This window comes from Ruegeria sp. AD5 (assembly GCF_056542345.1).
The window spans coordinates 1,364,348-1,386,296 of the sequence record NZ_JBQFZR010000001.1 but is presented as its reverse complement, the minus strand read 5'-3'; the positions used below and the strand labels follow the sequence as shown (position 1 = coordinate 1,386,296).

Below are 21,949 nucleotides of genomic sequence, written 5' to 3'. Positions count from 1 at the left end.
TGCGTAGAACACTGCGATGACGATGCTTGTCACCTGATAAGGCGTGAACGGCGAGGGCCGACAAGATATCGTACTTCAGTGCAGGCGCATTTCGCCCGATCGGTTTCGCAACCTGCATCCGTTTCCTCACCGCTCTTTTTTGCCTCATGCGGGTTGATCCCGCCGTAATCGCACCGTTTCCCAACGCTTTTCGTGATTGTTCACTGATTAGCGTCCAATACTTCGATTCTGTCAAGAGTTCGTTGAGATCACGCTATTTGATAGGTGCTATTCGCTATCAAAAAATAAAAGAAATAGGTGAATCTATGGTGATGGGGGACATACTGGGTGTCCCCTTATAGAGCAATAATGTCCCCCTATATGCCGTATTTGCTTGAGTTGTGTCCCCCTAAATCTGGTAGGATATCCGACGTCAGGACGATTACAGAGAGCAGCAGCGTCCCGAATCGGTCAGCACTAGATGCGGCCATATTTTCTTACCCGTGGGTAACATCACAACCTTACAATAATTTCTTTTGCCAAATATGCAAATCGGGCGTAAATAACAAAAGAGAGAAAAATAACGTCCAGAAGAATGAGAACTGAGGCATGTACACGCACGAAGACCTGAATGCATTGCGCACCCAGTCCCTGAAATTGCAGGGCTGGATTCGCCAGCAGACTTTCAGCCCTGAGATGGAGAAGACGCTAAGGCGGTTCTCAAGCTGGGAGGTGTCCGAGCTGATCTTTAAGGTGAACCAATCGACTTTCCGAGGAAAGCTGGCCGCCGATCCTTCATTGCCGGGAGGCGAGGTCGAGCCTGATGGGCGGCAGCGTTGGTTTAGTCTGGAAGAGGTAAATGAGCTCAGGCGGCGGCTTAAGGTTAATCGCAAAGCGCTCACTCCCCCACGCCCTGCGGGCAAGCGGGCGGTTCGGGCCGCTGTTGCCAATTTCAAAGGGGGGGCTGGCAAGTCGACCGTGGCGTTGCATCTTGCGCACGCCGCTGCTCTGGACGGCTACCGAGTATTAGTGGTGGATTTTGACCCTCAGGCGACGCTCAGCCATTCGATGGGTCTGACTGATGTCGCTGAAGATTTCACCGTCTGGGGTATCATGGCGCGGGATCTGATCCGTGAAACCGATCGCATGAATAACCGCCCTGCGGCTGCAGAGTCAGGAACCGCCCTGCCCCGCCGAGAATTACCACCTTCTATAACGGATATGGGTCTCGGCGAACTGCGCATTTCTGATTTTATCAAGCAGACCTCATGGTCAACGATTGATGCGATCCCTTCTTGCGCCAATGCTGCTTTCGTCGAATTCGCATCAGCACAATATCGGCACCTGAATCCTGAGTGGTCTTTTTTTGCAGCTGTGTCCCGCTATCTGGATCAAATACCGAATGATGCTTATGACCTGATCCTGTTCGATTGCCCGCCTGCGATAGGATACCAATCGATGAATGCGGTGTTCGCAGCAGACATGTTGTATATCCCGTCGGGGCCCGGATACTGGGAATACGATTCAACCACCTCATTCATTGGACAGTTGGCTGAAGCCCTCGAAGATTTGGCCTATGGTTTCGACAAGACCTTACCCACGGGTAAGATTGGTTTACCCAAGACATTCTCCGAAATTCGGTTTTTGCTTACGCGCTACGAACCGGGGAATGCACTGCACACAGCGATGTATGACGCATTCCGCAAAGTCTTTGGTGAGCACCTCGCCGAGCACCCGGTCGAGATGACGCGTGCGGTCGAGCAATCTGGTCGGTTCCTGAGTTCAGTTTATGAGATGGATTACCGTGAGATGACGAGGGAAACCTGGCGTCGCGCGCGTTCGACATTTGACAATGTTTATGATGAATTCCGGGGCGTCATGCTATCGGCCTGGGACAAGCTGGAGGATGACGTATGAGCCGAAAACGCAGAATGTTCGATATCGATATGCCAGCGATGGAAGAAATACCGGTTGGCAAGATTCCGGATAAAGCGCTTGAGAAAAGGCGCGGACCGATGGCTACTGCAATCTCCGAGAACGCTAATGCGCTACGCGACCAGCAAACTACCGAAGATGCAATCAGAGTCGAAAATGACAGGTTAGCGCACGAGCTTGTACGACTACGTTCAGAAGGGTATGTTACTGAACAGATCGCATTGGCGGATGTTGTTACCGAGCGCCTGACGCGCGACCGCAAGCCTGGCCCTGATCCTGAGTTGGATGAGTTGAAGGCTTCTATTCAGGATGTGGGTCTTTCGAACCCGATCCGAGTCGAGCGTCGCAACGATGGACGCTTTGAGTTAATTCAAGGAATGCGCAGATTATCGGCATTTCGCGCATTGCTTGTGGAAACTGGCGACGCGCGATTTGCGACGATTCCGGCCGGTGTTTCTGACGCTGCCGAGCTGGATGATAGCTATCGTCGCATGGTCGATGAAAACCTGATCCGAAAGGATATCTCGTTTGCGGAAATGGGCGCGCTTGCGCGTGCCTATGCGGAAGACCCCGCCAATGATTGTCCGGATGTCGACAAAGCGGTTTCAACCTTGTTCAAATCTGCAAGCTATACCAAGCGCAGCTATATTCGGGCGTTTGCGAGTTTGCTGGCCATGTTGGAAAAGGTTCTTATGCACCCAAACGACATTCCACGGAATGTGGGTGTTGAACTCAAACGAAAGCTCGACTCTGATCCTGGATTGATCCGACAAGTCAGTACGGCTTTGGTGAGTGAACCAGATCGCGACAGCGTGCGCGAAGTGGCCATTCTTCGCGATTTTCTCACAATCGAAAATGCGACCGCCGCTAAGCCAAAGGCTGAAGCCGTAGGTAAACCACGCCGCGCGAAGACAACATTTCAGGTAAGGGGCAGGGCAGGGATTGCAAAATGTTCTGCATCCAGCGGAAGGATCGAACTTCGCTATGATCTCGATTTTACCCGCGTCGATAGGGCGAAATTAGAACGTGCTGTGGCCACCTTGATCGAGGATCTGCGAGAAGAAGACGATCTTACCCACGGGTAAGGCGGGCTTAGCGAGATAGATCCGAAGCGCGGCGCTGGTTAATCTCAGCGCCGTTTTTTTGCACAAACAGACCAATCGTGTAATACGGTACCCTGGGGGACCATCTAAACGCTTAGCTTTTACCGCCCGGCCTCAAATTCTTGTTTTTTAGTTCGGGCAGGTACGTTCCGAGCAGAGTTAAGGACTACGAGTTCAGGCCATCAGTAGAAGGTTTCTTAACGTATTGATATGGAACTAGGGCGGATAATCTACAATTTATGTAGTTAGTCGCGGCTGAACAGCTACACAGTTTTCGCGGCAGGGCAGGGACGACGCCATCGCTTCAATCTTCGAGCGCTCCGGTACGACATTTCATCGGGAAGACCAACATAGCGTGCCGAAACATATTCGAGCCGCGTGAGCAAATAACGGATTGGCCGTGAGTACTTATCAATGATGGATATGATTGTACTGTGGCTTGCCAAAGAAAAGGCAGCGATGAGTTGAATGATTGATCGAGTAGAAGGTCATGTGGACGTAGTGTGCAAAATACTTTAATAAGTACTATTAAGATCTGTATCGGTCTGCCTACTTTAATGCTAAGGGCACCCATCTTGCCGGCTTAGGGGCATGCTGAATCGTGACTTAAGGACAGGCTTTGTCAAAGCTTGCTTAAAAAACAACGACTCTTCTCAGTATTGAAACGCCCGAAGCAACCAGAAAGATGTTCGGTAACCTGATCCGATACTACAAATACCGGATTAATCGCGCGAGAAGCGCCTATAAGAATATATACTGGCCTGATAGATAATCAGTATACGGGCGGCGTTATCTGAGACAAAACCTTCTCGCTTACTTTTGTTGCTTCAAGGCTACATATGGCATTCGCCAACAGCGCGATCTCATCCCTGGATGACGTTCTGACGTTGCGTGCCCAGACCCTGAATACCAAGCTCCATTTTGTCGCCGGGATTCAAGTAGGTCTGCGGGTTCTGTCCCATACCAACACCCGGGGGTGTGCCTGTAGAAATTACGTCACCGGGTTGCAAAGACATAAATTGCGACAGATGCGAGATGACCGTCGCTACGCCAAAATGCATCGTTTTGGTTGATCCGTCCTGATATCGGTGCCCGTTTACCTCAAGATACATCGGAAGGTTCTGCGGGTCGGGGACTTCGTCTCGTGTTACCAGCCAGGGGCCAATTGGGCCGAACGTGTCCGCAGACTTTCCTTTGACCCATTGGCCAGAGCGATGAAGCTGAAAGTCACGTTCTGACAATTCGTTCACTACGCAGTAGCCGGCGACGTGGTCTATGGCTTCCGCCTCAGAGACATATTTGGCCTCTTTGCCGATAACGACGCCCAGCTCAACTTCCCAATCGGTTTTGACCGATCCGCGCGGGATTTCTACGGTATCGTCGGGGCCGGCGATGGCCGAGGTGGCTTTGAAGAAGATCACGGGCTCAGCAGGCAATTCCATGCCGCTTTCTGCTGCGTGATCAGCATAATTCAGGCCAATGCATATGAACTTTCCAACATTGCCAACGCAAGGACCGATGCGCGGGTTGCTGTCTACCAATGGCAGGCTGGCCAAATCTAGTGCGCGGAGCTTTTCAAGAACGACATCGCCAAGAGTATCGCCCGAGATATCATCCACCACACCGGAAAGGTCGCGAACCGAGCCGTCTGAGGCCAAAATGCCGGGTTTCTCAGCGCCCTTCGGACCATAGCGTAGTAGTTTCATTGTCAGGTCCTTCCTGCTCAGATCGTCCAGCCGCCATCTATGGCAAAGGGCTGGCCCGAAGTGTATTTGCTGGCATCACTGGCCAAATACAGAGCCAGTTCAGCGATCTCTTCCGCTGTGCCAATACGGCCCATCGGTTGACGGGCGATGAAATCAGTCATTGCCTGCTCATAATCCCCGGTGGTGCGAAGCCGGTCATGCAGGCTGGGGCTGTCCACCGTACCTGGACAAATCGCGTTGCACCGAATGCCCTGGGTCACAAAATCGGCTGCCACAGACTTGGTCAGGCCAATCACCGCTGCTTTTGACGCGCAATACGCAAATCGGTTGGGCACGCCTTTCATGGACGATGCGACCGACGACATATTGATGATCGATCCGCCGCCTGCTTTCAGCATTCCGGGTAGAGTCAGTTGGATCAGTCTGAACATGGCCTTTACGTTGAGGTCAAAGCTGAAATCCCAATCCTTTTCAGTGCATTCAAGAATTGATCCCCCCCCTACATAACCTGCGCAGTTAAACAGAATGTCCAGTTGCGGCAGATTGACCGCTGCATCTGTAACGGCCTTATCGTCCATTACGTCCAGTTGCAGCGGTTCGATACCCGGAATACCGCCCAATTCGGCAAGCGCAGCATCGTTGATGTCGCTGGCTATCACCCGTGCGCCTTCGGCAGCGAACAATTCGGCGGTTGCACGGCCAATGCCTTGGCCAGCTGCTGTGATGAGAGCGGTCTTATCTGCAAGCCGGTTGGATGGGTTGATTGTCGACATGAACAACCTCACAATATCTCGGGTAGAAGCTCGGATGGGATGTCCTGATAACAAACCGGCCGCAGGAAACGGCGTATCGACAATGTTCCCACGGATGTTGCGCCAAAGTTGGTTGAGGCGGGGTAGGGGCCTCCGTGAACCATGCTGTCGCAAACTTCGACCCCGGTCGGAAAGCTGTTGGCCAACAATCGCCCAGCCTTTCGTTCAAGCAGCGGTAGCAGTGCCTGAGCGTCGGGTTTGTCGCCAGCGTCCAGATGTAGTGTGCAGGTCAACTGCCCTTCGATGGCCCGCGCGATCTGTTGCATCTGAGAGCTGTCGTTCACGCGTACGATGATGCCCAATGGTCCGAAGACTTCTTCTTGCAGCTTCCGATTGGCGAGCCAGTCATCACCTGAAACAGTGAACAGGTATGGGGCCGCATCGCGTGACTTGCAGCTTGTGCCGATAATCTTCGATACACCGGTACCAGCAGCTACACGCGAAACTCCGTTTCGGTATGCCTCCGCAATTCCATCGGTCAGCATTGTCTGCTCGGCCACCGAAGACAGGCCAGCCTCTGCCGCTGCTTGAAACGCGTCAGCATCAGGACCGTCGATGATCACGGCGATACCGGGGTTGGTGCAGAACTGTCCAGCGCCCATGGTTAGGGACGCGGCCCAGCCATTGCCGATTTCAGCACCGCGCGCGGCCGCCGCTTGCGGCAGTATGAACATCGGATTGACTGAACCCAGTTCGCCAAAAAACGGAATGGGTTCATCGCGTTGCGCGCATAAATCGAACAGCGCCCGTCCACCTCCGAAGCTGCCCGTAAAGCCAACCGCCCGGATCAAGGGATGTTGCACCAATCGCGTGCCCACATCCCGTTTGCCACCCTGTACCAATGAAAACACTCCGGGATGAACTCCGGTCGCCTTGATGGCGGCGTCGATGGCCTGCGCCACGATCTCGCCCGTGCCGGGATGGGCCGAATGGCCTTTAACGACAACCGGACATCCTGCGGCCAGTGCCGCGGCGGTATCGCCCCCAGCAACCGAGAAGGCCAATGGGAAGTTCGACGCGCCGAACACCGCAACAGGACCCAGCGGGCGCTGGATCATGCGCAAGTCGGGGCGGGGCAGGGGTGTACGATCCGGCATGGCCGGGTCATGGCGCATGTCCAGATAATTACCCGCTTCGATGTGATCGGCGAAGAGGCGCAGCTGGCCGACGGTACGGCCACGTTCCCCCTGCAGGCGCGCCTCGGGCAAGCCGGTTTCCTGAGCGCTGATTTCGGTGATGGCATCCCCGCGGGCATCAATCTCATCTGCGATCTTGCGCAACAGCGCGGCACGTTCGGTACGAGAGGACCACCCGAAAGTGGCAAATGCCGACTCTGCTGCCTCCACCGCGTTATCAATCATCGCCGCTGTCCCCACAGAAAAGTCATGGCTTGGTCCATGCGCTGGTTCTGACGCAAAAGTGGTGTCTGCGCCGATCCATTCGCCAGCTATCAGGTGTTTTCCGGTCAACATATTCGTTCTCTCTTACAGCAGGCCGCGATGGGCGAGGTTTCGCATCAGGTGTGATGCCCCAAAGGTCCATTCGGGGCATTCCGTCGACAGGCGCACGGTGTTTGTCAGCGCTCCAAGGCGTGTATTGGAGATAGTGACGACATCGCCAATTTTGTGAGTGAACCCACCGCCAGGTGTGTCACGGTCTTGGGTCGGGGCGAACAGGGTGCCAAGGAAAAGCATCAGCCCATCAGGATATTGGTGATGGCGCCCGATAGTCTGCTTCACAAGGTCTGCGGGATCGCGACTGATCTGGGACATAGATGAGCTTCCGTTCAGCACAAATCCATCCGATCCGGTCACGGTCAGCGCAAGTTCAGCCTGGCGTACATCGTCCAGTGTGAACCCATCATCGAACAACCGGATCATCGGTCCGATCGCGCAAGAGGCATTGTTGTCCTTTGCTTTGCTCAGCAATAAAGCCGAACGACCTTCAACGTCACGCAGGTTGACGTCGTTCCCCAGCGTAGCGCCCTTAATCTCGCCCTTAGAAGTAACGGCCAGAACGACTTCGGGCTCGGGGTTGTTCCAGGTCGAAATCGGGTGAAGACCGATTTCTGAACCAAACCCGACCGAAGACAAAACTTGTGTTTTGGAGAACACCTCGGCATCGGGGCCGATCCCGACTTCAAGGTACTGACTCCAGAGGCCTTCGGCGACTAATGCTTCTTTGACATCTGCGGCGGCGTCTGATCCTGGCACGATGTTCGAAAGGCTGTCGCCGATCCGGTCTCCGATGCGCGCCCGGATCGCGTCGGCTTTAGCGGGATCACCGGCGGCTTGTTCCTCGATTACGCGTTCGACCATGGACCCGGCAAATGTTACACCACAGGCCTTGACCGCCTGCAGGTCACACGGGGCCAGCCATTGGTGGTCGGCGTCCAAAGGGCCGATATCTTCACCTTGGGCGTTGCGCACATGATCTGCTTCATCGTCGCGTTCCAGAATGTCCCTGACAGTTGGTGCCGTTTTTGACGTGATATCGATAATCCGCCCTTTGCGCAGGGTCACCACGCTGGGGCCGATTCCGCTGCGCTCAATACGGCCGAGCCACAGCCCGTTCGAATCCAATGTACCTATGGTCATTTCAATTCCTGAGGTTGTAGGCGCGGGCGGCGTTGCCACCCATTATTGCCTGTCGTTCTGCGCTGCTCAGATGTTTCAGCAACATGTCGGTGGTTTCACACCAGCGCTCATAGCTACTGGCCAAGGTGCAAACTGGCCAATCGCTACCCCAGATCAGACGCGATGGACCGAAGGTGTTCAGCAGGTGATCCACGTACGGGCGCAGATCGTCGATCGTCCAGTCTGTAGCAGCCTCAGTCACAAGGCCTGAAAGCTTGCACCATGCATTTGTATCTCGGGCCAATGCGGTCATGTTGTCGGACCAGTCACCCAAGATTGCGTCTTTGATCAGCGGTTTCGATCCATGGTCAATGACAACACTCATATCGGAATGATGCTGAAGAAGTTGCCTGAGCGGGCCCAGGTGTTGAGGTAAGGTCAAGGCATCAAATGTCAGGCCATGCCGTTGAGCTGCCTCGAAAGCGGGCGTTAGCGCGTCGCCTAGCATCCAAAGCGGGTCGGCGATGTCCTGTATCATCGGACGTAGACCGACAAATGCCTCGTGGGTAGCCAACGCGGAAATCTTTGCAGGTGCATCAGCGGCTTCAAAGTCAACCCAGCCCACAACACCTTTGATAAACGCATTCTGATCGGCCAGAGCGAGCATGTATTCGGTCTCGGCCATTGTGGGTGCTGCCTGCATAAGGACCGTGCCATCAATCCCGGCGGCGCTGAGTAGAGGCATCAGGTCGTGCGGTGCAAAATCCCGGTAGATCTCGCTCAGATCGGGCGTCAGCCAGCCATAGTCGCCCCGCGCCAAAGCCCAGAAATGCTGATGCGCGTCGATCCTCATTCGATCACACCTTTTTTCAGGATGATGTTGCCATAGAGCTTTCGTTCACCTGTCTGGATGATGGCAAATGCGTTGGCCGCACGGTCGTAGAATGCAAACCGTTCCAAGCCCTGCACCTTGGCAGAGTTGTCGGCGGACGTGTCGATGATGTGCTGAAAGTCCGCGACTGAGTCAGGCACCGCCTCCGGGTCGCCAACAACCTGCATGGTCAACGCCGGATCAGGAACGAACGTATCCAAAGGCATCACAGAAAGTACGGCCTTCAACATTTCACTGGCCGTAGACCCATCGGCCCGGATGCAGTCTGGTCCCATGCTGGCGCCCGGAAAATTTGCATCTGCGATAACAATCTCATCCCCGTGGCCCATGGCCCTGAGGGTGAAAAGCAACTCCGGCGAAAGGATCGGGTCGATGTTACGCAGCATCAGCTGTCTCGCTTGGCAGTGGCGCGTCGGGTCGGATCAGGCCTTCGGATCGCAGATCCGACCACAGGCCGGGGGGAATGTCACGCTCCATCAGTGCCACATTGGACTGTACTTCGGACGCGTTGACGGCACCGGGGATCACGGTTTTGACGCAGGGGTGGCCCAAAACGAACTGCAGCGCGGCGGCGATCAGCGGGGTATCATGCGCGGCGCAGACCGCTTCGATCTTGCGGACCCGGTCCAGAATATCTTCGGGTGCGTCTGCATAGTTATACTTGGCGCCAGGCACAGTTCCGGTGGCGAGGATGCCCGAATTGTACGGTCCCCCGAGGATGATCCCGACATCGCGCTGCTCACAAAGCGGCAGGAAACTGTCGAGTGCTTCCTGCTCAAGCAACGTATAGCGTCCGGCCAGCAGGAACCCGTCGAAATCCCCCAGCCCAAGAAGCCTTTCGCAAACTTGCCATTCGTTTACGCCCGCCCCGATTGCGGCGATTTCGCCGGCATCGCGCAATTCGATCAGAGCCTTGTACCCCCCGTCATCAAAGAGTTCCCGCACCTTGGCATCAGACACTTCCTGACTGCCCTGGCTGAAGACACAGACGTCATGGACCAGAAGAATGTCAGAGTTTGCCACGCCGATCCTGTCGCGGCTGGCCTCGTAGGATCGCATCACCCCGTCATAGGTATAGTCGAACACAATCCGTTTCTGCGGCACATCGACAAAGGCTTCGGGTGTCACTTCATGCGGTTTGCAATCCAGTAATAAACGCCCGATTTTGGTCGAAAGCTGAATGTTCTTGCGACCGAACCGGTCGATCGCCTGCCCAAACCGATGCTCTGACCGGCCAAGCCCGTATTGCGGCGCGGTGTCGAAAAAACGGATGCCTGCGTCATAGGCGGCTTGCAATGCAGCCTGCGCGTCCTCGTCCGAGACTTTGCGGTACAGGTTCCCCAACGGCGCTCCGCCGAACCCCATGCGGGTCAGGGGAACGGGCCGCGTGGTCCGGTTGTTCAGTAATTCTGTTTGGGAAACGGTCATCCTGCCTCGCTATTCAGCTGTGGGGTGAGGTTGAACAGATGCGGCTTCAGTTGCTCCAACTGCTCAATGCGCGGCATCAACTGCCCGAGGTGGGCGCGCATAGCGACCTGCGCGGCCTGTTCGTCGCGATTACTGATTGCTTCGAAAATGGCCCTATGTTCCTCTAGTGTCTCGGCAATTCTGCCGGGTGTGGGCAGCAACAGCATGCGTGCGCGGCTGACCTGTAAGGAAACGGTTTGGGCAACGTCGGCGAGGCGGCGGAAGCCTGTAAATTCCATCAGAAGACTGTGGAACTCTTCATCGGCCTGATAAAAGCCCGGGATATCATCATCCATGATCAACAGTTCCTGCAGACGCATGTTGCGGCTTAGCCTTTTACGCTGAACGTCGGTTATGTCGCGCGCGACTTTGGCGACAGTTGCAAGTTCAAGCGCTTCACGCAGGAATACGCCTTCGCGGATCTCGTCCATCGAAAAGTAGGATACGCGAGTGCCTGATTGCGGCACTACATCCACCAGCCCTTCCGAGGCCAAACGCGCAATCGCATCGGCCACAGGTGCGCGCGACACTCCCAATCTCTCACACACAGGTGCCTTCCTGAGGTTCGCTCCGGGTGGGAAATCCAGCGAGAGAATCGCCTGCTTCAATGAGTGGTGAACCCGCTGAGCGAGCGGTCCTTCGATCGTTGTGATCTCGGGCAACAGTTCGGCATCAATATCTTGGTGTTTGTTCATACTGCATAAGTTAGCATTCTAACATGTTAGTTGACAAGTAGAGATATTGGATTTAGCAACATTGACCAAGCAAGTGGAGAAGAGATGCGAGCGAACGGCGGCATAAACGTTTTGGAAGAGGCGACTCGCGATGTCGTAAAGCTAAATCCGCAGGACAACATCGTTATTGCTTTGCGTGACTTGCAGGCGGGTGAGCAGCCGGCACATGTTCCCGTGCAATTGGCTGCGCCCGTTACCCGCGGCCACAAGCTAGCCGTGTCATCAATCCAAGCTGGCGAGAATATTGTCCGCTACGGTCAGATCATCGGGCAGGCCAAATGCGATATCGCGCCTGGCGAACATATCCATGTGCACAACCTTGGCATGGGGGCGCATCAGCAGGACTATGCACATGCCAGCGCCAACACCTCGCTGCCTGTTCTGACTGAAAAGCGTACATTCGACGGATACCATCGATCTGACGGTAAAGTGGGAACCCGAAACTACATCGGGATTCTAACCACCGTGAACTGCTCGGGTTCGGTAGCGCGTTTTATCGCCGACGCAGCGGAAAAGACCGGGTTCTTGGAAAGCTATCCCAATGTTGACGGTGTGGTCCCGATTGTGCACGGGACCGGATGTGGAATGTCCAGCAAGGATGAGGGTTATGCCACCCTGTTTCGGACGTTGGCCGGCTATGCACAGCATCCGAATTTCGGGGGTATTCTGCTGATCGGTCTGGGCTGCGAAGTCATGCAGGTGGCAGATCTTGTCGGCGGTCGACCAATCCGCGCTGACGGTGCGCTGCGTTATATGACCATTCAGAACGAGGGCGGAACACGCCGCACTATCGAACGGGGGCTGGCGGAGTTGCGCGGCATCGCCCATCTGGCCAATCAAGCCGAACGCGCCCCGGCTCCGATCAGTGCCATCACGGTCGGTATGCAATGCGGCGGCTCGGACGGGTATTCTGGGATAACCGCGAACCCGGCGCTGGGGTATGCGTCGGATTTACTAGTGCGCCATGGCGGAACAACGATCCTGTCGGAAACCTCGGAAATCTACGGTGCCGAACACCTGCTGACCCGGCGGGCCGAGACTGTTGAGGTGGGTGAAAAACTGATCGAACGCATCCACTGGTGGGAGGACTACACGGCCCGAAACGGCGGTGAGATGGACAACAACCCAAGCCCAGGCAACAAGCGCGGGGGGCTCACAACCATTCTTGAGAAATCGCTTGGTGCCGTAGCTAAGGGAGGCACCGCGCCACTGCGAGACGTCTACAAATTCGGTGAGATGATCGACAAGAGCGGGTTTGTCTTCATGGACAGCCCCGGTTTTGATCCGTGTTCGGTCACCGGGCAAGTCGCTTCGGGTGCTAACCTGATTGTGTTTACCACCGGGCGTGGTTCGGTGTCTGGATATCAGCCAACGCCCTGCATCAAGCTGGCCACCAATTCCGAAATGTATGCCCGCATGGCCGAGGATATGGATCTGAACTGCGGTGACATCGTGACAGACGGGATCAGCATCGAGAGCAAGGGGGAACAACTGTTCGAAATACTGATCCGTGTCGCCTCAGGCAAGAAAACCAAAAGCGAGGAACTTGGATTTGGGGGCGTTGAATTCGTCCCCTGGCAAATTGGTGCGGTGATGTAAACCGCGTTGGCCCAAGGGGAGAAGGGCAAATGGGAGGCAACAAAAATAGACTGGTCGAAATGACGGGGATTGATAAGTTTTTCCCCGGCGTGCACGCGCTGAAATCCGTGCAATTCGATCTTGAACCGGGTGAAGTTCACGCGCTGATGGGCGAGAACGGTGCCGGCAAAAGTACGTTGATGAAAATCCTGTCGGGTATTTATCAACGTGACGGTGGGACCTTGAAGATAGAAGGGTGCGAAGTCAGTCCGACAACCCCGCGCGAGGCGCAGGATCTAGGTATTGGGATCATCCATCAGGAACTGAGCCTGATGAACGACCTGACTGTAGCCCAGAACATTTTTATCGGACGCGAACCGCGTAAGAGCTTTGGCCGTTTGGATGAGGCGGCGCTGAATGCGCAGACTGCCGAAATCTTTGCTTCGATGAACCTCAGCCTTGATCCCAAGGCGTTGGTTGGCAGCCTGACCATCGCAAAACAGCAAATGGTCGAGATCGCCAAGGCACTGTCCTTTCGGTCCAAGGTGCTCATCATGGACGAGCCAACAGCGGCCCTGAATGACGCCGAGATTGCTGAGCTGTTCGTGATCATCCGCCGCCTCAAGGCTGAAGGTGTAGGCATCGTTTACATTAGCCACAAGATGGACGAGCTGAAGCAGATCTCGGATCGCGTGACGGTTATGCGCGATGGGGAATATGTCGGAACAGTTGGGGCTGCTGAAACCCCGATCAGCCAGATCATCGCCATGATGGTGGGCCGAGAGGTCAAGGAAGAACCGCTGGACGTGCCCGACCTGGGTGATGCGGAGATGTCTTTGCAAGTCACCGGGCTGAGCCGGAGCAACGAAATTCAGGACGTCAGTTTCTCGGTCCAAAAGGGTGAAATTCTGGGCTTTGCCGGTCTGATGGGCGCAGGTCGTACAGAGGTTGCACGGGCTATCTTCGGGGCCGATCCCAAAGATAGCGGCGAAATCCGGGTACATGGTCAGGTGGTGTCGATCAAATCACCCTCCGACGCCGTCAAAGCGGGGATTGGATACCTGTCCGAGGACCGAAAGCACTTCGGTCTCGCCACTGGTATGAATGTACGCGACAACATCGCGCTTGCCTCGATGGACCTGTTCACCGGCGCAGGCGGGGTTCTGCACGATGGTGAAATCAGCGACACCGCCAAAAGCTACATCCAGCAATTGGGCATTAGAACGCCATCGGATGTGCAGGAGGTTCGCCTACTGTCAGGCGGCAATCAGCAGAAGGTTGTCATCGCCAAATGGCTGCTGCGCGACTGCGATATTCTGATCTTTGACGAACCGACCCGCGGTATCGACGTCGGCGCGAAATCCGAGATTTACAAGTTGCTGGAAGAACTGGCAGGGCAGGGCAAGACGATCATCGTGATCTCATCCGAACTTCCCGAGATCATGCGTCTTAGCCATCGCATCGCCGTGATGTGCGAAGGACGACTGACCGGCATTCTGCCCGGCGGAAAAGACACCACTCAAGAAGACATCATGCATCTGGCCACGCAACGTGCGGCGGCGATGCAGGTAACAGGGACAGTCCAATGACCACAGCAACCGACATCGAAAAGAAAAAGCCATTATCGGGCCTCGCGGACAGCGGCGCCTATCAAAAGCTGTTGGCCTTTGCCAGTTTGATCGTTCTGCTAATCGGTTTTTCCATTGCTTCACCCAACTTCATGCAGACGTCGAACATGATTGCCATCCTACAGGCAACGTCGGTCAATGGCGTTCTGGCCGTCGCCGCGACACTGGTTATAATCACCGGTGGGATCGACCTGTCTGTTGGCACACTGATGACCTTTTGCGCGGTGATCGCCGGCGTGGTGCTGACGTATTTGGGAATGCCGTTGCTGTTGGGCGTGGCTGCAGCCATTGCAGCTGGAGCATTCTGCGGGCTTTGCTCCGGTACTTTCGTCGCTAAGATGAAAATCCCGCCCTTCATCGCCACGCTTGGGATGATGCTGATCCTCAAAGGCCTGTCGTTGGTGATCTCTGGGACACGGCCAATCTACTTCAATGACACGCCGGGCTTTGACCAGATCTCGCGCGGGTCGCTGATCGGAGAGGTTTTCCCATCGCTACCCATCCCCAACGGTGTGCTTATCCTGTTCCTGGTGGCCATCGCGGCTTCGTACATTCTGGGGCGCACAGTTCTGGGTCGTTACACCTTTGCGCTTGGCTCTAACGAGGAAGCGGTGCGTCTGTCAGGCGTGAACACCGACATGTGGAAGATGCGTATTTATGCGCTGGCCGGAGCGATCTGCGGCATCGCCGGTATCCTGATCGCCTCGCGCCTGAACTCGGCGCAACCGGCATTGGGTTTGGGATACGAATTGGAGGCGATCGCAGCCGTGGTGATCGGTGGCACGTCTTTGTCCGGTGGGCGCGGCACGATCCTGGGCACGCTGATCGGCGCCCTGATCATGGCTGTACTGACCAACGGATTGCGCGTGCTGTCAGTCGCGCAGGAATGGCAGACCGTTGTGACCGGCGCAATCATCATCCTGGCCGTCTACGCCGATATGGCGCGACGCAAGAAATCGGGATGACCAAGCAACTAAATTAAAGACCAAAACGACCAACTGGAGGAGAAAACATGTTAACACGTCGTTTCATTCTGGGTGCGCTCAGCGCAGCCACACTGGCAGGTCCCGCCTCGATGGCGGCAGCCGAAGAGATTTACATTCCGCTGGTATCCAAAGGGTTCCAACATCAGTTCTGGCAAGCGGTGAAGTCCGGCGCCGAACAGGCAGCCGACGAGTTTGATGTCACCATCACGTTCGAAGGTCCGGATAACGAAACAATGGTGGACCGTCAGATCGACATGCTGGCTGCGGCGCTGGCCAATAATCCAAAGGCAATCGGTTTTGCTGCGCTGGACAGCCAGGCTGCTATCCCGCTTTTGAAACAGGCCAACGAAAAGGGCATTCCGATCATCGCCTTCGACAGTGGTGTTGATAGCGATATTCCGCTTTCAACTGCGACAACGGACAACCTGGCGGCAGCAGGGTTGGCAGCAGACAAGATGGCTGAAAAAATCGGGGGCAAAGGGAAGGTTGCTGTTGTCGCCCATGACCAGACAAGCCGCACAGGTATTGATCGTCGCGACGGTTTCGTCAATCGCATGGCTGAGAAGTATCCGGAAATCGAAGTTGTTACGGTTCAATACGGCCAGGGCGACCACCTGAAATCGACCGAAGTCACCAAGGCGATCCTGACTGCTAACCCTGATCTAAATGGTATCTTTGGCACCAACGAAGGCTCAGCTATTGGTGTTGTAAACGGTGTTCAGGAGCTGGGCACCGAGGGTTTGGTGATCATCGGTTATGACAGTGGCAAGGCCCAGAAAGACGCAATCATGAGCGGTCTGATGGCGGGTGCGATCACGCAAAACCCTGTAGGCATCGGCTATGAGACTGTGAAAGCAGCGGTTGCGGCTCTGAATGGGGAAGAGGTTCCAGGTCTGATCGACACAGGCTTCTACTACTACGATGCCTCGAATATTGACGACCCGAAGATCTCGGCCGTTCTGTACGACTAAAAGTACTTATTAACACTGTTCGGCCTGCCTTTTTGGTGGGCCGGACAACCAATGTTCATCGTTCAGGTGAATTATGTCAGTTTTTGCGGCGCAACGGCGTTTGGGTCGCAACACCGGTCTGTCGCTGCTCTGCGTATGTCCTTGGTGCGTCGATGATGGGTTTAAGCCTAATTAGCAGAAATTTTGGCAAATTGATTTAATACTCGAAGTCTGGACATAAGCTAACCTGTTGCAAGCGATTAACTTTCCAGCTTTCAATCAGCAAGCTCTATACACCAATATGTTACAAGCTATTGACCATCGACGAATGCGCCACCAGCGCGTGAGTGGTTCGCGGTATCGCCGCGTCGAAGGCAAGTTCGTGATCTCTTACAATGGTGATTAATCAGGTCTGAAAGGCGTGACGAAATCCCAAACTGCTGTAAACAAATGCATGAATCGCTATCTATCTAAATACCCCAGCCGATATGGGAATATCTGGGAAGCAGGATGCATGCCCGCTCCTACGATGTCTGGTTTGTGATGGCGGTACAGGCTGCGCCAATGAGGTTGGATCGTCACTCTCTCAACACCGTCCTGCAAAGCGATGTCTCTAGAACAACGCTCAGGTTACAAACCGTCGGCCTGACCAGCGGTTTCTCAACCGAGCGAAGGCATGCGTGAGGGTGTGATCGGGCCGACGAAATTGAAATTCGCGAACCATATTGTTCTTGTGGCTGAGCTCTCTTGGCTCGATGGTCTCAATTTCCACCCACAATGCCCCAAGTTTTTTTGTGAGTAGTTTTGCAAAAGGGCGCATATATCTTGCCAGAATGACATTTTCGCAGGAATGGTTCCCGATGACCAAGATCACTCCAGAATTGCTTGAACAAATCCGTGCCCGATTTGCGCAGGTTGACCACTGCCCGCAGCAGGGACCGCGTATTTTCTTTGAAAACGCGGGTGGGGCGCTGACGCTGAATTCGGTTGTGGGTACCTCGCAGGCTTATGCTGCGGTCCCTGACAATCAGGGCCGCGACAACCCGGGAAGTCACGAACTGGTGCGGGTAATCAACAAGGCCAAAGAAGATATGGCCGTGTTCATGAACGCCCCCGGTGGCCAGTTCTTTGTCGGCGAAAGCGGGACCGAGCTGCTGTTTCGTTTGATCATGAACGCCTGTCTGGGCACCGCCACCGGTCGGGTACTTGGCACAACGCTGGAACATCCCGCGACCCGAAGCGCTTGCGCGCGTTGGGCCGGGGTGGCCGGGCAAGATCATGTTCTGGTGGTCCATGACGACGCCACAGGCACCGTCACCGCAGATGCTTATGCGGCGCAGGTAACGCCGGACACAAAGGTTGCGACTATCGTGCACACCTCGCCGGTGACCGGTATGGGCGTGGATGTAGCGGCTGTGGCTGCCGAGATCCGCGCCGTTGCGCCCAATTGCTTCATCATAATCGACGGTATCCAGCACGCCGCGCATGGCCGGATCGACCTGACCGCCTATGATGTCGATGGCTATGTGATCTCGCCCTACAAGGTGTTCTCGCGTCATGGTTACGGGGTGGCCTGGATTTCTGACCGGCTGACCAAGCTGCCACATAACAGCTTGATCGACGGCCCCGCCGACAATTGGGAAATGGGGACGCGCGATACCGGCTCTTACGCTACAATGTCTGACGTAATCAGCTATTTCGAATGGTTGGGCGCACAGGTCAGCGACGCCACCGACCGGCGCGCAAAATTCGTTGCTGCCGGACAGGCGATCCATGAGCAGGAAAAAGCGTTGACTGATGCGATGATCCGCGGAACCGGCAACCTGCCCGGGCTGGCCGAGATGGAGAAGGTGACCATTCTGGGCGGTGTCGATAACCCAGCACGCGAGGGACTGGTGTCACTGCAGGTCGAGGGCGTGCCGTCGGTCGATGTGGTCAAGCAACTGAACGAACAAGGCATCCGTACGCATTTGCGCAAGGCCGATCACTATTCGGGCAACATCCTCACACCGCTTGGCATGGACAGCTGCGTTCGTGTTTCGATGTGCCACTACAACAGCGTCGCCGAAGTGGCCCAGTTTCTGGGCGCAATGAAAACCATCGCCGCCTGAGGCATTTGAGAGGGGAAACTCATGAAAACGCATGCGCAAGCGGTTGTAATCGGCGGCGGCCTAGCCGGCTGTTCAATTCTGTATCATCTCGCCAGGTTGGGTTGGACCGATGTGGTCCTGCTAGAGCGGGACGAACTGACCAGCGGCTCGACCTGGCACGCGGCGGCCAACATTCATGGGCTGCATGACAACAACAATATCACCCGCATCCAGCACTATACGATGAATCTATATAAAGAGCTGGAACAGGAAACCGGTCAAAGCTGCGGCGTGTTCCAGCCAGGTTCGCTCTATTTGGCGCAAACCGAAGAACGCGAGCATCAGCTGCGCCTGCAGGAAGCCAAGGCTAAATTCTATGGTTTGAACTTCTACGAGGTCAGTCGCGAGCAGGCCAAGGAACTGCACCCGTTGGCGCAGTTCGACGATATCCGCTGCATCATGTATGAACCCGATGGCGGCAATGTGGATCCCTCGGGCGTGCCCCACGCCTATGCTGCCGGTGCCCGCGCCATGGGAGCAACCATAGAACGGTTCTGTCCGGTGCTAGGTACGGATCAGCAACCCGACGGGTCTTGGATCGTGCGTACCGCAAAGGGCGATATTCACACGCAATGGGTGGTGAATGCCGCTGGTCTTTGGGGCCGCGAAGTTGCGGCGCTGGCGGGGCTGACTCTGCCGTTGCAACCGACCGAGCACCAGTACTTCGTGACAGAATCCATCGAAGAAGTTGCCAATCTGGGCCGTCGCCTTCCGTCAATTGCAGACCGGGATGGCGAGTACTATTTCCGTCAGGAAGGCAACGGATTGCTGATCGGGGCCTATGAGAAGGACATGAAGTTCTGGGCCGAGGACGGCACGCCGCTGGACTTTGCCCATGACCTGTTCCCCGACGATTTGGATCGGATCATGGAAAACGTGATCCGCGCTACCGAACGTGTGCCAGTTGCCGCCACCGCAGGGGTCAAACGGGTGATCAACGGGCCGATGATCTGGTCTCCGGACTCCAGCGCCTTGTGGGGTCCAGTGCCCGAACTGAAGAACTATTTCCTCTGCGGCGGACTGATCCCGGGTTTCTCGCAATCGGGTGGTCTGGGCCTGCTGGCGGCGCAGTGGATGATCGAGGGCGAGCCGCAATACGACATGTTCGCATGGGATCTGGCCCGCTTCGGCGACTGGGCCGACAAAAAATTCACCAAGGCGCGGGTTGAGGACCAGTATACCCACCGTTTTGCCATCCACTTCCCGAACGAGGAGCGTAGTGCAGGTCGCCCCGCCCGAGTCCGCCCTGCCTATGAAATGCAGAAAGACATGGGCTGTGTCTTTGGTCTGAACTGCGGCTGGGAGCATCCCCTATGGTTCGCCGATCAGCCCGGTGTACAGGAAACCAACGGCTTCACACGCCAGAATTGGTGGGAGCCGGTGGGACGTGAGGTACAGATGCTGCGGGAGAATGTGGGCGTCATCGACATATCGAATTTTGCGAACTACATCATCAAAGGACCCGGTGCGCAAGATTGGCTAGACCGCTTGGTCGCCAACCGCGTACCGACCGTGATCGGGCGGTCTTGCCTGACGCCGCTGATCTCTGTCCGTGGCGGCGTGGCTGGAGATTTCACCATAACCAAGGTGGCCGATGACGAATACATGATGATCGGATCGGGCATGGCCGAGCGCTATCATCAACGCTTTTTCAGCATGATCGACCTGCCAAAGGACACAACCTTCGAAGTCGCCACCGACCGCATAGCAGGGTTCAACGTCGCCGGTCCGAAAGCGCGTGACCTGCTGCAGCGGCTGACCAATGCAGACCTGTCGAACGAGGCGTTCCGCTTTATGCGCTCGGCCACAATCGAGGTTGCAGGTGTCACCTGTCTGGCCATCCGCGTCAGTTTTACCGGCGATCTAGGGTGGGAGTTGCACTGCGCCGAAGAAGATCAGACCCGCCTTTACGCTGCGCTGCTGGATGCGGCCAAGCTGCTGGATGGCGGCCCCGTTGGCGGCCGCGCGCTGGGGTCGTTGCGGATCGAAAAAGGTTATGGCTCTTGGGGCCGTGAGTATTCTCAGGAATATTGGCCGCAAGAGGTCGGGCTGTCGGGCCTGATCAAGCTAGACAAGGATTTCCTGCACAAGGATGCGTATCTGTCGGTCAAGGACAACGCCGCGCGCGAAGTGCTGTCAATCTTCGAGGTCGAAGTCTCCGAGGATGCCGACGCTACCGGCGGTGAGCCGATTTTTACCCCGGATGGTACCCCGGTTGGCCGCGTGACATCCGGTGCATACGGCTATTCGGTCGGCAAATCGCTAGCGCTTGGCTATATAAACCCTGAGGTCGCACAACCTGGTGATACGGTCGAAGTGTTCATCCTTGGCAAGCCCCATAAAGCGAAAATCCTGTCCGAGCCTCCCTTTGATCCGGATGGAAACCGCCTGCGCGATGTTAAACCGGCACTGGAAGGGGCTGCCTGAGCAGCCCCGTTGCAGGTCAGCGGTTCATGCTGGCGGCGGCGTTTAGCAGCCAGTCCTGAAACAGCCTGACCGACGGTGAAACGGGTTTTTCCTTGAGACGCACGAAATAGGCCCAGGGGCTGTCCAAATCGAATTCGAACGGTTCGATCAGCAGCCCCCGGTCCACATAAGACCCGGCCAGAGAGCGGGGCAGGGCGACGCAGCCCAACGACTTCGCCGCCATCTCCATTGCCAGATTTGAAGCGTTGGTCCGCAGCCCTTCCTTCTGGTTCAGGTCTGCCAGATCAAAATGACGTGCGACCCGTTCCCAATAAGCTGGACGACCCAGAATATGGATCAGAGGCGCCTCTTGCAGTTGCGCCGGATCGGTCAGCGGCGTGCCTTTGACTGTGAAATCGGGCGCACACACGACCGCAAGCTTTTCGGCCCACAGCTGCCGCGCGCCCACCGTCACATCGTCAATATGATTGACCGTTATCGAAATGTCCGAGACTTTCGGCTCGACATCAATCCAGACGGTGCCGTGTACCGTCAGGTCGATATCCGGGTGCTGGTCGCTAAAGCCCCGGATTACGTCCGGTAGCCAATTCTCGGCCAGGCTGACCGGGCAAGACACGACGACTTTGCGGGTGTGTGACCGCTGGATGACCGATTGTGTGGCTACGTCAATCTCATGCAGAGCATGCCGCACTGAAGGCAGATACGCCTCGCCCACGTCGGTCAGCGACAATGATCGGGCATGGCGCACGAACAGAGGCCGCTGCAAAAACTCTTCGAGCGAACGCACATGGTTGCTGACGGCGGATTGGGTGCAGTTCAGCTCATCTGCCGCGCTGGTAAAGCTGAGGTACCGGGCGGCGGCCTCGAAGGAGCGCAGGAAGATCAGGTGGGGCAGGTTCATCATTGCGACAGGTTCCTGGGCGAGCGGGTAGGTGGTGCGCCGGGAATCCTGTTTCGCGGCGGGAATTGATCTGGTTCATATGCTACAATGGAGCGGAGCCAAAGCTACAAATTTTCCGGGGCCAT

17 protein-coding genes are annotated in these 21,949 nt (G+C 56.0%); 8 read left to right on the top strand and 9 right to left on the bottom strand.

The window, feature by feature from the left end:
* Positions 1 to 588 precede the first annotated feature (588 nt).
* Positions 589 to 1,896, top strand: coding sequence for an AAA family ATPase (locus ACR0JG_RS06760; RefSeq protein ID WP_480568381.1), 1,308 nt, complete (start codon positions 589 to 591; stop codon positions 1,894 to 1,896).
* On the top strand, positions 1,893 to 2,999 hold the full coding sequence (locus tag ACR0JG_RS06755; protein WP_480568378.1) for a ParB/RepB/Spo0J family partition protein: 1,107 nt from the start codon (positions 1,893 to 1,895) through the stop codon (positions 2,997 to 2,999). The genes ACR0JG_RS06760 and ACR0JG_RS06755 overlap by 4 nt, the downstream gene beginning before the upstream one ends.
* 881 nt (positions 3,000 to 3,880) lie before the next feature.
* On the opposite strand, the gene ACR0JG_RS06750 is transcribed toward ACR0JG_RS06755, so the two are convergent.
* From ACR0JG_RS06750 to ACR0JG_RS06715, 8 genes are read right to left on the bottom strand one after another with little or no spacing between them, the layout of a single operon-like run.
* The gene (locus tag ACR0JG_RS06750; RefSeq protein WP_480568374.1) at positions 3,881 to 4,723 is read right to left on the bottom strand and encodes a fumarylacetoacetate hydrolase family protein; all 843 of its coding nucleotides are present in this window, start codon (positions 4,721 to 4,723) and stop codon (positions 3,881 to 3,883) included.
* 17 nt (positions 4,724 to 4,740) lie between these two features.
* Positions 4,741 to 5,496 carry an SDR family oxidoreductase gene (locus tag ACR0JG_RS06745; protein WP_480568371.1) on the bottom strand — a complete coding sequence of 252 codons (756 nt, stop codon included), beginning with the start codon at positions 5,494 to 5,496 and terminating at the stop codon, positions 4,741 to 4,743.
* A gap of 8 nt (positions 5,497 to 5,504) precedes the next feature.
* Positions 5,505 to 7,007: an aldehyde dehydrogenase (NADP(+)) gene (locus tag ACR0JG_RS06740; RefSeq protein WP_480568369.1), complete on the bottom strand. Its 1,503-nt coding sequence runs from the start codon at positions 7,005 to 7,007 to the stop codon at positions 5,505 to 5,507.
* A 12-nt stretch (positions 7,008 to 7,019) separates the two neighbouring features.
* Positions 7,020 to 8,132: a fumarylacetoacetate hydrolase family protein gene (locus ACR0JG_RS06735; protein ID WP_480568366.1), complete on the bottom strand. Its 1,113-nt coding sequence runs from the start codon at positions 8,130 to 8,132 to the stop codon at positions 7,020 to 7,022.
* Between the two features lies 1 nt (position 8,133).
* Positions 8,134 to 8,964 (bottom strand): amidohydrolase family protein, encoded by an 831-nt coding sequence (locus ACR0JG_RS06730; protein ID WP_480568363.1) that lies wholly within the window; start codon positions 8,962 to 8,964, stop codon positions 8,134 to 8,136.
* Positions 8,961 to 9,389 (bottom strand): RbsD/FucU family protein, encoded by a 429-nt coding sequence (locus tag ACR0JG_RS06725; protein ID WP_480568360.1) that lies wholly within the window; start codon positions 9,387 to 9,389, stop codon positions 8,961 to 8,963. Before ACR0JG_RS06725 ends, ACR0JG_RS06730 begins: the two co-directional genes overlap by 4 nt.
* A complete protein-coding gene (locus ACR0JG_RS06720; protein WP_480568357.1) occupies positions 9,379 to 10,431 on the bottom strand; it encodes an aldo/keto reductase in 1,053 nt (350 codons plus the stop codon). The genes ACR0JG_RS06725 and ACR0JG_RS06720 overlap by 11 nt, the downstream gene beginning before the upstream one ends.
* Positions 10,428 to 11,165 carry a GntR family transcriptional regulator gene (locus ACR0JG_RS06715; RefSeq protein WP_170596357.1) on the bottom strand — a complete coding sequence of 246 codons (738 nt, stop codon included), beginning with the start codon at positions 11,163 to 11,165 and terminating at the stop codon, positions 10,428 to 10,430. Before ACR0JG_RS06715 ends, ACR0JG_RS06720 begins: the two co-directional genes overlap by 4 nt.
* Positions 11,166 to 11,249: 84 nt before the next feature.
* On the opposite strand from ACR0JG_RS06715, the gene ACR0JG_RS06710 reads away from it, so the two are divergent.
* The 6 genes from ACR0JG_RS06710 (at position 11,250) to ACR0JG_RS06685 (ending at position 20,923) form a co-directional block, all read left to right on the top strand.
* Positions 11,250 to 12,803, top strand: a complete 1,554-nt coding sequence (locus ACR0JG_RS06710) for a UxaA family hydrolase (RefSeq protein ID WP_480568354.1) — start codon at positions 11,250 to 11,252, stop codon at positions 12,801 to 12,803.
* A gap of 29 nt (positions 12,804 to 12,832) precedes the next feature.
* Positions 12,833 to 14,371 carry a sugar ABC transporter ATP-binding protein gene (locus ACR0JG_RS06705; RefSeq protein WP_480568351.1) on the top strand — a complete coding sequence of 513 codons (1,539 nt, stop codon included), beginning with the start codon at positions 12,833 to 12,835 and terminating at the stop codon, positions 14,369 to 14,371.
* The gene (locus ACR0JG_RS06700; protein WP_170394139.1) at positions 14,368 to 15,375 is read left to right on the top strand and encodes an ABC transporter permease; all 1,008 of its coding nucleotides are present in this window, start codon (positions 14,368 to 14,370) and stop codon (positions 15,373 to 15,375) included. Before ACR0JG_RS06705 ends, ACR0JG_RS06700 begins: the two co-directional genes overlap by 4 nt.
* A 47-nt stretch (positions 15,376 to 15,422) precedes the next feature.
* Positions 15,423 to 16,367, top strand: coding sequence for a substrate-binding domain-containing protein (locus ACR0JG_RS06695; RefSeq protein WP_480568348.1), 945 nt, complete (start codon positions 15,423 to 15,425; stop codon positions 16,365 to 16,367).
* Positions 16,368 to 17,206: 839 nt separating this feature from the next.
* A complete protein-coding gene (locus ACR0JG_RS06690) occupies positions 17,207 to 18,457 on the top strand; it encodes an aminotransferase class V-fold PLP-dependent enzyme (protein WP_480568345.1) in 1,251 nt (416 codons plus the stop codon).
* A gap of 21 nt (positions 18,458 to 18,478) precedes the next feature.
* Positions 18,479 to 20,923 (top strand): GcvT family protein, encoded by a 2,445-nt coding sequence (locus ACR0JG_RS06685; protein ID WP_480568342.1) that lies wholly within the window; start codon positions 18,479 to 18,481, stop codon positions 20,921 to 20,923.
* A 16-nt stretch (positions 20,924 to 20,939) separates the two neighbouring features.
* Here the strand turns inward: ACR0JG_RS06685 and ACR0JG_RS06680 are convergent, their stop codons facing one another.
* Positions 20,940 to 21,827, bottom strand: a complete 888-nt coding sequence (locus ACR0JG_RS06680; protein ID WP_480568339.1) for a LysR substrate-binding domain-containing protein — start codon at positions 21,825 to 21,827, stop codon at positions 20,940 to 20,942.
* Positions 21,828 to 21,949 lie beyond the last annotated feature (122 nt).